Annotated in this window: 12 protein-coding genes; all 12 read right to left on the bottom strand. The window is 66.9% G+C overall.

What is annotated here, in order from left to right; all coding sequences use genetic code 11:
• Positions 1-55 precede the first annotated feature (55 nt).
• Entirely contained in the window at positions 56-988 is a 933-nt protein-coding gene (locus DIE08_RS10375) for an SIS domain-containing protein (RefSeq protein ID WP_124901831.1), read from the bottom strand.
• Complete coding sequence (gene kdsB / locus DIE08_RS10370; RefSeq protein ID WP_124901830.1) at positions 969-1,790, bottom strand: 3-deoxy-manno-octulosonate cytidylyltransferase; 822 nt, start codon at positions 1,788-1,790, stop codon at positions 969-971. Before kdsB ends, DIE08_RS10375 begins: the two co-directional genes overlap by 20 nt.
• Positions 1,774-2,325: an HAD family hydrolase gene (locus tag DIE08_RS10365; protein ID WP_124901829.1), complete on the bottom strand. Its 552-nt coding sequence runs from the start codon at positions 2,323-2,325 to the stop codon at positions 1,774-1,776. Before DIE08_RS10365 ends, kdsB begins: the two co-directional genes overlap by 17 nt.
• Positions 2,322-3,167 (bottom strand): 3-deoxy-8-phosphooctulonate synthase, encoded by an 846-nt coding sequence (gene kdsA / locus DIE08_RS10360; RefSeq protein ID WP_124901828.1) that lies wholly within the window; start codon positions 3,165-3,167, stop codon positions 2,322-2,324. The genes DIE08_RS10365 and kdsA overlap by 4 nt, the downstream gene beginning before the upstream one ends.
• Before the next feature lie 93 nt (positions 3,168-3,260).
• A complete protein-coding gene (locus DIE08_RS10355) occupies positions 3,261-4,343 on the bottom strand; it encodes a glycosyltransferase (protein ID WP_124901827.1) in 1,083 nt (360 codons plus the stop codon).
• A 54-nt stretch (positions 4,344-4,397) separates the two neighbouring features.
• Entirely contained in the window at positions 4,398-5,366 is a 969-nt protein-coding gene (locus tag DIE08_RS10350; RefSeq protein WP_124901826.1) for a glycosyltransferase, read from the bottom strand.
• On the bottom strand, positions 5,363-5,893 hold the full coding sequence (locus tag DIE08_RS10345) for a serine O-acetyltransferase (protein WP_124901825.1): 531 nt from the start codon (positions 5,891-5,893) through the stop codon (positions 5,363-5,365). Before DIE08_RS10345 ends, DIE08_RS10350 begins: the two co-directional genes overlap by 4 nt.
• 1 nt (position 5,894) lies before the next feature.
• Positions 5,895-7,094: a capsular biosynthesis protein gene (locus DIE08_RS10340; RefSeq protein WP_124901824.1), complete on the bottom strand. Its 1,200-nt coding sequence runs from the start codon at positions 7,092-7,094 to the stop codon at positions 5,895-5,897.
• A 28-nt stretch (positions 7,095-7,122) separates the two neighbouring features.
• Positions 7,123-8,355, bottom strand: a complete 1,233-nt coding sequence (locus DIE08_RS10335) for a lipopolysaccharide biosynthesis protein (RefSeq protein ID WP_124901823.1) — start codon at positions 8,353-8,355, stop codon at positions 7,123-7,125.
• Positions 8,356-8,418: 63 nt separating this feature from the next.
• Positions 8,419-10,656, bottom strand: coding sequence for a polysaccharide biosynthesis tyrosine autokinase (locus DIE08_RS10330; RefSeq protein ID WP_124901822.1), 2,238 nt, complete (start codon positions 10,654-10,656; stop codon positions 8,419-8,421).
• Positions 10,657-10,708: 52 nt separating this feature from the next.
• Positions 10,709-11,143, bottom strand: a complete 435-nt coding sequence (locus DIE08_RS10325) for a low molecular weight protein-tyrosine-phosphatase (protein WP_124901821.1) — start codon at positions 11,141-11,143, stop codon at positions 10,709-10,711.
• Positions 11,140-12,309 (bottom strand): polysaccharide biosynthesis/export family protein, encoded by a 1,170-nt coding sequence (locus DIE08_RS10320; protein ID WP_185715846.1) that lies wholly within the window; start codon positions 12,307-12,309, stop codon positions 11,140-11,142. The genes DIE08_RS10325 and DIE08_RS10320 overlap by 4 nt, the downstream gene beginning before the upstream one ends.
• Positions 12,310-12,350: the final 41 nt, after the last annotated feature.

The raw sequence follows: 12,350 nt of genomic DNA, 5'->3' as shown, positions 1-12,350 counted from the left end.
CGGTGCCGGCCGGGCCTCCCGCGCGTCGCGCGACGCGGCGGGAGACGCAAACACCCTACTTCTTGAACACACCGACGACGTCCCCGCCGTCGACCACCAGCAACGCGCCGATCCGCTGCTGCTGCATCAGCAGCAACGCATCCTCGACGCGCGTGCCGGGCCGCACCGTCGACGGCTCGATCGACATCATGTCGGCCGCCGTGCGCCGCAATACGCCGTCGCCATGCCGTTCGATCGCGCGGCGGATGTCGCCGTCGGTCACGATGCCCCAGCCGGCGTTGCGCCTCACGATCGCAAGCCCGAGCCGACCGCGCGTCATCGCGTCCAGAACGTCCAGCGTCGACGTGGCCTCCGTCACGAACGGCAGGTTCCCGCGCGCCATTTCGTCGTCGACCGTGGACAGCAGCCGGCGACCGAGCGAGCCGCCCGGATGGAAGCGCGCGAAGTGTTCCGGCTGGAAGCCGCGCGCCCGCATCAGCGTAACCGCCAGCGCATCGCCCATCGCGAGCGTCGCCGTCGTCGACGCGGTCGGCGCGAGCTGCAGCGGGCACGCCTCGCGTTCGACGCCGATGTCGAGATGGACCCGCGCAATGCTCGCGAGCGTCGATGCGGGATTACCGGTCAGCGCGATCAAGTCGTTGCCGTTGCTGCGCAGGAACGGAATCAGCTTGATCACCTCGTCCGTCTCGCCGGAATTCGAAATCGCGAGGAACGTGTCGTCCGGTGTCACCATGCCGAGATCGCCGTGATAGGCCTCGCCCGGATGCATGAAGAACGCGGGCGTGCCGGTGCTCGACAGCGTCGCGGCGATCTTTTTGCCGACGATGCCGGACTTGCCCATGCCGCACACGACGACGCGGCCGCTCGCCGCGAGGATGACCTCGACCGCTTCTTCGAAATTCGCGTCGAGCCGCGCGGCCACGCCGGCCAATGCCCGCGACTCGATCTCGAAGACCTGCCGGGCGGATTCAATATGGTTCTGTCGCATCTTGGGTTTGCCGTTTGAGAAGAGAGACGACACGGGCGACGTCGTCGGGCGTATCGATGCCGGCGGGCGGCGCATCGGGCCAGCGCATCACGTCGATCGGCACGCCGAGCCAGAGCGCGCGCAACTGCTCGAGCTTTTCAAGCTGCTCGAGTTCGCACGGCGCCGTGCGCGCCAATGCCTGCAAGGTCGCGTTCGCGTAGCCGTAGAGACCGATGTGCCGCAGGAACATGCCTTGGGTCGAACGATTCGATTCGTCCGGGGTCGCCGGCCGGCCGTCGCGACAGAACGGGATCGCCGCGCGCGAGAAGTACAACGCGCGGTCGCGGCGGTCGACCACGAGCTTGACGGTCGCCGGCTCGTCGAGCAGCCCAGCTTCCCCGATCGGGCAGGCCACCGTCGCGACACCGAGGTCCGGCGCCGCGTCACAGAAGCCGGCGAATGCCTGCAGCAATGCCGTCGGCACGAGCGGTTCGTCGCCCTGCACGTTGAGCACCGCAGCGGTGTCGGGCCAGCCAAACGTACGTGCGACTTCCGCCGCACGGTCGGTGCCGGACGCATGCCCGGTATCGGTCATCGCGAAGCGGATGCCGCGCGCGTCGAGCGCATCGGCGATGCGTGCGTCGTCGATCGCGACGACGATGTCGGCATCGGGCAGCGCGCGGCGCACGCGCGCATGCACGCGGACGATCATCGGTTCACCGTTCAGATCGACGAGCGGCTTGCCCGGCAGTCGCGTCGAACCGTATCGGGCCGGAATCACGACGCGCAGCGGTCGCCCGTTACGGTTATTGAACGACGTCATGACCGCTCCATTGTTCGAGCAATGGCCGATACGCATCGTCGAGCGACAGCCCCGCATCGGTCAACAGCTGCTCGGCCACCTCGCGCGCGACGCCGCGGCCGCCGGCCGTGCGCGCGACATGATCGACGCGCATGCAGACCAGCTGATGCGCATCGGCCGGTGCATACGACACGCCGACGCGTGCGATGACCGCGAGATCGTTCACGTCGTCGCCGACATACGCGATCTCGTGATCGTCGAGCTGCTGTTGCGCCTTGATGTCCGCATAGCCGGCGGCCTTGTCGTCGCAGCCGGTCACGAGCACGTCGACGCCGAGCTGCGTGGCCCGCCAGGCCAGCGCGCCGCTGTGCTTGCCCGACAAGATGCCGGTGCGGATGCCGTGCGCGCGCAGCAGTGCGACCGCAACGCCGTCGTGCGCGTGAAAGCTCTTCATGAACTCGCCGTCCGCCGTCACGTGCAACAAGCCATCGGTCAATACGCCGTCGACGTCGAACAGCATCAGGCGCACGGGCCCGCGATACGTCGAGCCGCTCATCGGATATCGAGCGGCTCGAGCCGCTTGACCAGATCGTCCACCGCCTTCACCTGCTGAAGGAACGGATCGAGCAGCGCGAGCGGCAACGCGCTCGGGCCGTCGCAGCGCGCGCGATCGGGGTCCGGATGCGCTTCGAGGAATAGCCCGGCCAGCCCGACCGCCATCCCGGCGCGCGCGAGATCGAGCACCTGCCGTCGCCGGCCGCCCGATGCCGCGCCGTGTGGATCGCGCATCTGCAGGCTGTGCGTGACGTCGAAGATCACCGGGCAGTCGCCCGTCGCGTCGCGCATCTGGCGAAAGCCCAGCATGTCGACGACGAGATTGTCATAGCCGAACGACGAGCCGCGTTCGCACAGGATCACGTTGTCGTTGCCGGCCTCGCGGCATTTCGACACGACGTGCTCGATCTGCGTCGGGCTCATGAACTGCGGTTTCTTGATGTTGATCGCATTGCCGGTCTGCGCGAGCGCGACGACGAGGTCGGTCTGGCGCGCGAGGAATGCCGGCACCTGCAGTACGTCGACGACTTGCGAGACCGGCTCAGCCTGCCACACTTCGTGCACGTCGGTGATCACGGGCACGCCGAACCGGCGCTTGACTTCGTCGAAGATCCTGAGCCCCTCGTCGAATCCCACGCCGCGATACGAGTGAATCGACGAACGGTTCGCCTTGTCGAAGGACGCCTTGAACACCAGCGGAATGCCGAGACGGCGCGTGACCTCGACGAACGTGTTGCAGACGTCGAGCGTGAAGTCGAGGCTTTCCAGCACGTTGAGGCCGCCGAAGAGGACGAAAGGTAGGTTGTTGCCGACGGTGACGTCCGGCGTGATGGTTACATTCATACTGGTTCTCCGTGAAATTGGGGCGGCGTTGAGCACGTTGCGCCGCGGCGATTACCGCGCGATCGCGCCGGTCGAGCGCAGCCGAAGCTGGTGTCAGCGGGCCACCCATGCAGCATAGAGCGGCGCGAGTTCGTCGAACAGGCGCTCCTCGCCAAAGCGCTGCCGCGCCTCGCGGCTCGCCCGCCGCGCCAGTTCCCGGCGCAGTGCGTCGTCGCCGGCGAGACGCTCCAGCCACGCGACCGCATCGGCCGCCGTCGCGTAGATCACGCCGGTCTCCAGATGGCGCACGACGTCCACGTTGCCGGCGCAGTCGGACGCGACGACCGGCCGGCCTGCCAGCATCGCCTCGATAACCGAAACCGGCATGCCTTCCCACGACGACGTCGACAGGTACACGTCTGCGCGTTCAAGCCGCCGCGCGACTTCCTCGTGCGGCAACCATCCGGTGACCTCGACGCCGGCCTCGGTCAGCTGCGCTTTTTCTGCGGCGTCACCGTCGCCGATCCACACGAAGCGCGTGCCGCGCGCACGCATCCCGTGCGCGATCTGCGCGAACAGCTCAGGATTCTTTTGCGGGCGGATGCCGCCGACGGTCACTACGCACGGCGGGCCTTCCGCCGGCCGCTCGGCGTCGCCCGAACGCTCGGACGACGAGGCATCGCTCACCGCATTCTCGACCACCACCACCGGCTGGCGAAGCCATGCACGGATCGCGCGACCTTCGCTTTCGGAGCACGCGACGTACAGGCATTTCCGAACGCACGCGATCCATTCGAGGCCGACGAACGCCAGGCGCTTCACGCCCGAGATATCGCGACGCATGAAGGAAATGCAGTGCGGGCTGTAGAAGAACGCGGCCTTCCGCAGCGCGAACAACGTCGACAGCCGTCCGAGAAAGCCGGCGAACGACGAATGCAAGTGCACGACGTCCGGACCGATCTCGTTGAGCGTGGCGCGCAGCCGGCCCACTGTCCGCAACAGGCCCGCATCCTTCATCTGGACATGGCGCAGCGATACCCGCGTGTCGAACATCGCGGCAAGACCGGCCGGCGTATCCGGCCGCACCGAGTAGATGACATGGACGTCGTGGCCTTCGCGAGCCAGGCGGTTCGCGATCAGGCACACCATCGACAACGTGCCGGTGGCGCTGGATTCGACTATGTGGACGATCTTCATCGGGATCCTCTCCATGAGGGATGAGCCGTCGCGCACCGACGGCGAATGACGTCGTCAGACACTCGGCCCGCGCCCCGCAGCCGCATCGATATACGCAAGCACGCCTGACCGCTCGATCACGCGCCCCCATTCGAGCGACTTCATCGACGCCGGGTCGGGACGCGTCGCGCGGATCCGCGACAGCGGAAACAGCTCGTCGAAGATCGTCGCGCCGGTGACGTGGCACTGGATGCCGAGCTCGTCCGCGGTGCGTACGTTCGACGGCGCGTCGTTGCACACGATCTTCTTGCCGAGCGACGCGTATTCGAGCAGCTTCGTCGGCGTCTGGAAGCAATGCGGCCGGTGATACGGGAAGAAGCACACCGCGTATTCGCTGTCGCGGACGATCCGCAGCGCGTCGGGCTGCGGCACGCGGCCGACGAAGTGGATGCCCGGCGTATCGGCGAAGGCCGCGTGGATCGCGGGCTCCGGGTTGCCGACCAGCACGAGCGTGTCCGATTCGTCGCGCCGCGCGTCGCGATAAGCGGCCAGCACCTTGTGAAAGCCGCGTTCGCGGCTCATTTCGCCGATATAGCAGAACCGCCCGGACGATGTCGGCTCGGCACCGGCGGCGCCCCCGGCCGCGACATCCGCGTCGGCCTGATCGAAGATCCAGTCCGGCACGCCCATCGGCAGCAGCAACGAACGCACGCCGTCGCGAAACGCCATCGCGTCGCGCATCCGCTCGTTCTGGAAGATCCGTAAGTCGGGCCGGGCGTTCAGTACGCGCTTCACGCCGTCCTTGACGGCCGCGAGCCGGCCGACCGACAGCGACCGATAGTCGTGAATCACGAACCGAGCGGGCGGCAGCGCGCGATAGAAACCCATGATGCACCACAGGATGCAGGCGTCCCGGTCGGGAAAGCATGCGTACGCGTCGAGATCGCCGTCATACACCTCGAACCCGTGCGCTCTCAGCCGGCGGCCGTAGGCGGCGATCTCCGGATAGTTCGCCTTGCCGGGATGCAGAATGAACACTTTCATTTCGGCTCCTGTCCGTTGTCGAGAATGCGCGCCGGAACGCCGACGGCCACGCGGCCGTCGGGCACGTCGCGCAGCACCACCGCTCCGGCGCCGATCCGAGCGCGGTCGCCGACGCGCACCGCGCCGAGCACGACGCTGTGCACGCCTAATTCGACGTAGTCGCCGATCGTCGGCACGCCACCGAGCGTGCCGTCCTTCAGGATGGTGTTGCCGATGGTCACGCCGTGTCGCAGCGTGCAGTAGTCGCCGATCACCGCATAGCCGTTGATCACGAGGCCGGTGCCGTGATAGAGCGTAAGCCCCTTGCCGATCTTCGTCTTCACCGGTATCTCGATGCCCATCAGCCAGTCGCACAGCACGATGTAGAGCAGGATGAGCGGCGCACCGGCCAGCAGCGTGAATCGGCTCCGGCATGCGAGGTAATGCACGACGCGATAGAAGATCACCACGCAGCGCGTCTTCACGAACGCGTTGCGTCGGCAGTCTTCGGCGATCGCCTCGGCGGTCTGTCGCAACGTGACGGCCATGTCAGTGTCGCCCCGCGAACACGCGCCGGGCCGCATCGGCGGGGATGCGCGCGGCGCCGAAATAGTCGATGCCGTCGACCAGGAACGAATGGATGTACTTCAGCAGCCGCTCCCGGTCGAACGCCTTGTAAAAGCAGCGGCCGAGCGACACCACGGGCTTGCCGTACAGCATCGCCTCGAGCCCGACCGTCGAATTGATCGTGACGACCGCATACGCGTGCCGAAGCAGGTCCGTGGTCGGCGACGTGACGATCTTGAAGTGATAGGTCTCCTGCAGGCGCACGATCGCATCGATCTCGGCCGCATCGGTCTCGGCCGGATGCAACTTCACGAACAGGTCGGCGCTCTCGTTCGCCGCGAACTCGGACGCATTGCGGATCGCGTCGAGATTGCCGACGTCCGAATGCAGCTTGATCTGCGTGTCGCCCGATACCTGCAGCGGCAGGAACACATAGCGGCAGGTCGCCAGCGTATCGGCCGACATGCAGGTGGCCTGTCTCGGCGCCGGTATCCCGTTGCGCGCGCGCACGCTCGCCAGACGCCGGCGGGCGACGCCGCCGCTGACCGCCTTCAGCAGGTAGTTGACCGCGGACGTCGCCTTGCGCGCGAACGACGTCCTGGCCTGCGGCAGCGGCATCTGCTTGTAGCGCTCATAGGCCGACAGCCAACGCGCATGCGTGTCCTCGTCGGGCAGCGGCAGCCGGTCGATGACCTCGGGGTGGCGGCTGATCGTCGACAGCGCATTGACGCCCAGCGAATCGACGAACAGCTTGCCCGGCAGGTTCGAGATCTCGATGAAGCGGGTCACCACGCCGTGCATCGCACAGGCCTGCCGCACCGCACGGCACACCAGCTGCTGCCCGTTCCACATCACGCACTGCTCGATCCGCAGGCCGCGCAGGACTTCCAACGCGATATGGAAGATCGCTGCCGACTCGCGCTTCGCGCGCGCCTCGGTCATCTGCCCGTTCAGCACCTCGATCGACAGCTGGTACGGCGTGCAATCGGCCGGCTGGCCGTCGGGCACGTCGATCGGCATCAGCCGGTTCAGGTACACCGACCGGAAGCCACCCAGCAGCAGGCCGAGATGCGCGACGGGTTCGCTCGTCAGGAACGCGAACTCGTATTCGTGACGGACCGCGTTCACCAGGCGAGTGGCGAAGTAGTAACGCTCGAGGGAATCGATGACTATCAGGATCATGGTGTGCTCGTTCGTCGTATCGGAGATCTCACGCCAGCGCCCGGGACCGGGACAGGCTCGTGCCCAAGACCCGGTACGTCAGCGCGATGCCGGCCGCCATCAGCGCCGCGCCGGTCAGCGAAAAGACCTGCACGCTCGTCGGGGCCGACAGGTTCATCAGCCGCGCGATGCCCAGCGCGCCGGCAAGACATACGCCGCAGGTCAGCTGAAACAAAAAATCGATACGCTGCGCGCGCGTCGCGAGGAAGATCTGCGACAGCGGCACGTAGATCAGTTGCAGCGCGAACAGCGGCATCAGGCTGCGATAGAACCCGACCGAGCCGCGCCAGCTTTCACCGAAGAACAGGTTGACGAGCGGTGCGAACAGCAGCAGCCCGCCGGCCATGTACACGGCGGCGAGCACCGTGAGCGCGCGAGCGTAGGTGCGGTACACCCGCGGTACCGTCGTGTCCGGATCGGGACGCGCCATCGCGCCAATCGCGTCGCGGCGGAACACCCCGCCGACGCTCTGCGCGATCAGCGATACCGGAAAGAAACCGAGCCGGTAAGCCGCGGCGAAGTAGCCGGCGCTCTGCGCATCGAACCAGTGCGGAATCACGATCGACAGCGCGTAGGTCAGCACCGACGCGCACAGCGTCGACGGCAGGATATACAGCGCAAAACGACGATTTCTGACGAAAAATCCGCGAGACAACCGGAACGAATAACCGGCTCGATGACCGGAGAACAGGATCGTCGCGGCCATCACGACCGAGACCGCCGCGGTCACCCATGCGTAGAGCGCGAACACGTCGACATTCCCGCACGCGTGGCATGCGAGCGACAGCACGAGGCCGGCGAGGAACGTTCCGTTGACGACCACGCGCGACAGCGCAATCCACCCGTAGCGCCTGAGGCTGTTCAGGTAGGACCCGGCCGCCAGTTGCACGAACGATGCGAGCGCATAGACCGCGACGAGATGGAGGTCCCCGCGTCCTGCGACGACGATCAGGATGCCGAAGGCCGCGACGACGATCATGCTCAGCGCCGTCACGTTGACGAACGCGTTGAACGACTCGCCCGGTGCGTCATCGACGCAGGCGAGCTCGTAGCGAAACGCGAGCAGCGTGCCGACGAAGGTCGCGAGCGCGAGCAGATAGTTGAAGTGGCCGAGAGACGCCGGCCCGAAGCGCCGCCCGATCACGAAGATGCAGACGAACAGCGCGATCTGGCCCACCACGACGCCGGCGAGCGACACGATCGAATCCCGTGGATTGATCACCTCTCCTCCGTGCGCCGCGCGCGACCGGATGCGCATGCCGGGCCGCCGGCGGCGCTGCGCGCATCACGCATCTTGCGCCCCGTATTCGTAGGCGACATAGCGATAACCGCCGTACTTCGACCCGTACCCGTACTGCCCGAGCCGCGGATTGACGCCGTTGAAGATCACACCATTCAGGTGGACGCCGTTCTGCGCGAAGCGCTTCGCGGATTCACCGATCTCGCCGAGCTTCGTCTTGCCCGCCATCGTGACAAGCAATGCGGTGCCGGCGACCGCGCCGAGAATGCCGGCATCGGGCACGGCGAGCACGGGCGCCGAGTCGATCACGACGATGTCGTAGCGCGACGACAGATCGCCGACCAGCGGAGCGAGATTGCGGTTCAGCAGCAGTTCCGCGGGGTTCTTCGGCATCGTGCCGGTCGAGATGAAGTCGAGACCGTCGACCACCTCTCGGTGAATCACGTCCTCCACACGCGCGCTGCCGGCGATCAGCTCGGTGAAGCCACGGCCGCGCGGGAAGCCGAGATAGTCGTGCAGCCGGCCCTTGCGAATGTCGCCGTCGATCAGCAGCACGCGCTTGCCGGCGCTCGCCATCACGACCGCGAGGTTCGACGACAGGAAGGTCTTGCCGACGCCCGGCGCCGGACCGGCGATCAGCACGATGTTGTTCTTCGCCTCGAGCATCGCGAACTGCAGCGCGGTGCGCAGGCTGCGCAGGCACTCGACGGCCGGCTCGTTCGGGAAGTCGATCGACAGGATCGATCTGTGGCCGCTCTTGCGTGCGGCCTCCTCGGCCAGGTCGCGCTGATGGTCGCTGATCGGGACCGTCGCGTACACCGCGAGGCCGAGACGGCGCTCGATCTCGTTGTGATCGGAAATGCCATGGAACAGCATGGAGCGGACGATTGCGGTGCCGCAGCCGGCGAGCAGCCCGAGCAGCAGCGAAGCCAGCGCGACGAGCACCTTCTTCGGCCGCACCGCCACTTCCGGTACAGCCGCCGTGTCGACGAGACGCACGTTGCCGGTCTTGCCGGCCTGCACGAGCTGAAGCTGCTGCATGTTGTTCAGCAACGCCGTATAGAGGTCGGTGTTGACCTTCACGTCGAGCATCAGCCGCACGGCTTCCTGCTGCAGGTCCGGCAGGCGCCGGATCTGCAGCTCGGCCGTGCTCCGGTAGCCGTTCAGCGCGGCGATCTGCTCGTCGATCACGGCCACGCTCGGGTGCCGTTCGGTGAAGCGGGACATCAGCTCCTGCCGCTTCTGTTGCAGTTCGAGCAGACGCGTCTTCGCGTCGGCGGTCTGCGCCAGCGCGAGCTTCGCTTCCTCGGTGAGGTCCACCGTGCCGTGCTCGTTGCGCAGCTTCGTCAGGCGCGCTTCGGAATCGGTCAACTGCTGCTTGAGCTGCGGCAGCTGCGCGGTCAGGAACTCGAGCGACTGCGCGGCTTCCGCCGATTTCCGCTCGATGTTCTGCCGCACGTACTGACGGCCGATCTCGTTCATCGTGTCACTGACCCATTTCGGATCGGTGTCCTGCAGGCTGGCGACGACGACGTCCGACTGCTTCACTCGCTCCTGCACGTTGAGGCGGTCGCGGATGTCCTCGATCGTCTTCAGCCGCGAGTTACGGACCAGCACGAACGCGGCACCGGGCTTCGCGTCGAGCGACGCGACCAGCAGCGTGATCGGGCCGCGCGGCGAGCGAAAATGCTCGAGCGTGCCGACCGTGCCCTCGACCGGCGCATCGAGATCGTCGCCGTCGAGCCGATAGCGCTTGCCGCCGAGGCTCGTCAGCGTGAACGCGTCGCCTTCATTCTTGCGCGGCACGTCGAACCGCGGCACGTCGATGCGCTCGCGGCCCCATGCGTAGCCGCCGAAGCCGGCCAGGCCGGGATCGGACAGGCCATCGCTGTGGCGCGCGATCCAGTCGCCGATCAGCGGAAAGCGCTTCGGCTCAGCGTCGATGAACAGGTTGAGCTTGTCGACCGCGCGTTCGACGACCAGTCGCGACGCGAGGATCTGCTGCTCGGCGGCGGCCGACGACTTGACGTCGAACAGCGCCGATACGTCGCCCAGCAACGACTTGGCGGCCGACGTGTCGGGGCTATCCTCGACCTGGACCATGATGTTGGCTTCGAACACGGGCTTGCCGAGCATCGCGTACGCGAGGCCGGCGACCAGCATCACGCACGTGATGGTCGCGATCAGCCAGCGGCTTTCCAGCAGGATGTCGAGCACCGCGACGAAATCGGTCTCGCTGCCGTCTTCGGCGGTTTGCTGCGGCGGGGCGGAGGGTTGGGTCATGGCTACGGTATGAGGCGTATGGGTTTCAGTGGGGCATCGACCAACGGCCGCTTCAGACGATACGAAGGCGCTTCGACCACTCGGACACGCCGAGTTCGATCAGTCGCGCGCAGCGTTCGAACACGAATCTGGGCTGGCGGTAAGGGTCATGCACGTCGAAATCCGTGTACTCGCCGAGACGGAACACGCGCCCCCGCACGAACGGGTACTGGTTCTCGAGCGACGCGCGCTGTCGACGGTCCATCACGAGGATCAGCTCGGCGTCGGTACACAGCGAGCGCCCGATCTGCTGCGCGCGATGCGTCGACACGTCGAAGCCGCGCATCCGCATCACGTCCTGCGCGTACGGCGCGGCCGGCATGCCGACCAGCGCGTTCAGGCCGGCGGACGCGATGCGCCGCCCGGGCATGGCCTGACGCAGCATTGCCTCGGCCATCGGGCTGCGGCAGATGTTGCCCTCGCAGACGATCAGGATGGATTCCATCATTTGGTCGCAATCGCCGCGGTCAGGCCGGCGTTGATGGCCGGCAGCAACAGACTGAGCACGCGGCTGAAGCGGACGAGGCCGTTGCCGTCGACGTACACGATGTCCTTCGGCTTCAGCTGGAACTGATTCGCCAGCACCATCGCGACCGGCGAGCGCGCGTCGAGGTGATAGACCTGCGGCTGCTCGTCCTGCATCCCGCGCACCACGTAGAGTTGCGCGGCGTCCGCCGTGTTCGCGTTCAGGCTGCCGGCCTGAGCGATCGCCTCGCTCAGCGTCAGCCGACCGTTGCGCATCGGCAGGGCCGTCACGGGCTTGTTGACCTCGCCCATCACGAACACGCCGCTTTCGTCGCGCGGCAGCACACGCACGAGGTCGCCATTGCGCAGCACGATCTTCGACGGATTGCGCCCCTGCTCGGCCATCTCGGTCAGGTCGATCCGGCGCTCGACGCCGTCGCGCACCAGCACGATGCGGCTCTGGTCGGCCGCCGCCGAAAAGCCGCCGGCCCGCCCGATCGCGTCATACAGCGTCATCGGGATGTCGTTCACCGGTTGCGAGCCCGGCGTATGCACCTCGCCCTCGATATACACCTGCTTCGCGCGGAACGACGCGATGCGCACGGTGATCTGCGGATTCCTGAACGTCTTGTCGAGACGGCGCGTGAGCTGCGTCTGCACCTGCTCCGCCGTCAGTCCGGCCACTGGCAAGCGACCCGCAAAAGGAAACTGCAGCGTGCCGTCCTGGTCGACGACGAAGCCCGGCGGCGCGTCCGCCGCGCGCGGCGCGGCCTGCGCCGGCGCGCCGAGCGCCGCCGCGAGTTCGGGGTGATCCCATACGGTGATCTGCAGTACGTCGCCGCGCCCGATGGTGTATGCGTCCGGCGACGCGACGATATCGCGGGGTTCGCCGCGCGTACTGCGTTCGCTATCGCGCATGCGCCGGATCAGCGACAGGTCGATGTTCGTGACCGGAACCGGCAGCGCCGCGCTTTCTGCCGGCGTGGCGCCAGTTTGCATCGGAATCGACGCCGGCTGCTGCATGCGCATGCCCGGCGCGATGCCGCATGCACCGAGCAGCGCACACATCGGCAGGATCATCACGAGCGGCCCGACCCGCGCTGGCCGACGCGGCGCGCGCGCGGACTCCATTTGACGCAACCTCTGCATTACAACCTCGCACTTTTTTAATTTGAAATTGCTCCGGTCGC

Origin of the sequence: Burkholderia sp. Bp9004 (assembly GCF_003858025.1) — a bacterium.
GTDB lineage: Bacteria > Pseudomonadota > Gammaproteobacteria > Burkholderiales > Burkholderiaceae > Burkholderia > Burkholderia diffusa.
This window is presented reverse-complemented; position numbering and strand designations above follow the sequence as displayed.

Excerpts from the sequence above, each read along its gene's own strand:
- DIE08_RS10375 (WP_124901831.1), bottom strand. The coding sequence starts at position 988 with ATGCGACAGAACCATATTGAATCCGCCCGGCAGGTCTTCGAGATCGAG.
- kdsB (WP_124901830.1), bottom strand. The coding sequence starts at position 1,790 with ATGACGTCGTTCAATAACCGTAACGGGCGACCGCTGCGCGTCGTGATT.
- DIE08_RS10365 (WP_124901829.1), bottom strand. The coding sequence starts at position 2,325 with ATGAGCGGCTCGACGTATCGCGGGCCCGTGCGCCTGATGCTGTTCGAC.
- kdsA (WP_124901828.1), bottom strand. The coding sequence starts at position 3,167 with ATGAATGTAACCATCACGCCGGACGTCACCGTCGGCAACAACCTACCT.
- DIE08_RS10355 (WP_124901827.1), bottom strand. The coding sequence starts at position 4,343 with ATGAAGATCGTCCACATAGTCGAATCCAGCGCCACCGGCACGTTGTCG.
- DIE08_RS10350 (WP_124901826.1), bottom strand. The coding sequence starts at position 5,366 with ATGAAAGTGTTCATTCTGCATCCCGGCAAGGCGAACTATCCGGAGATC.
- DIE08_RS10345 (WP_124901825.1), bottom strand. The coding sequence starts at position 5,893 with ATGGCCGTCACGTTGCGACAGACCGCCGAGGCGATCGCCGAAGACTGC.
- DIE08_RS10340 (WP_124901824.1), bottom strand. The coding sequence starts at position 7,094 with ATGATCCTGATAGTCATCGATTCCCTCGAGCGTTACTACTTCGCCACT.
- DIE08_RS10330 (WP_124901822.1), bottom strand. The coding sequence starts at position 10,656 with ATGACCCAACCCTCCGCCCCGCCGCAGCAAACCGCCGAAGACGGCAGC.
- DIE08_RS10325 (WP_124901821.1), bottom strand. The coding sequence starts at position 11,143 with ATGATGGAATCCATCCTGATCGTCTGCGAGGGCAACATCTGCCGCAGC.
- DIE08_RS10320 (WP_185715846.1), bottom strand. The coding sequence starts at position 12,309 with ATGCAGAGGTTGCGTCAAATGGAGTCCGCGCGCGCGCCGCGTCGGCCA.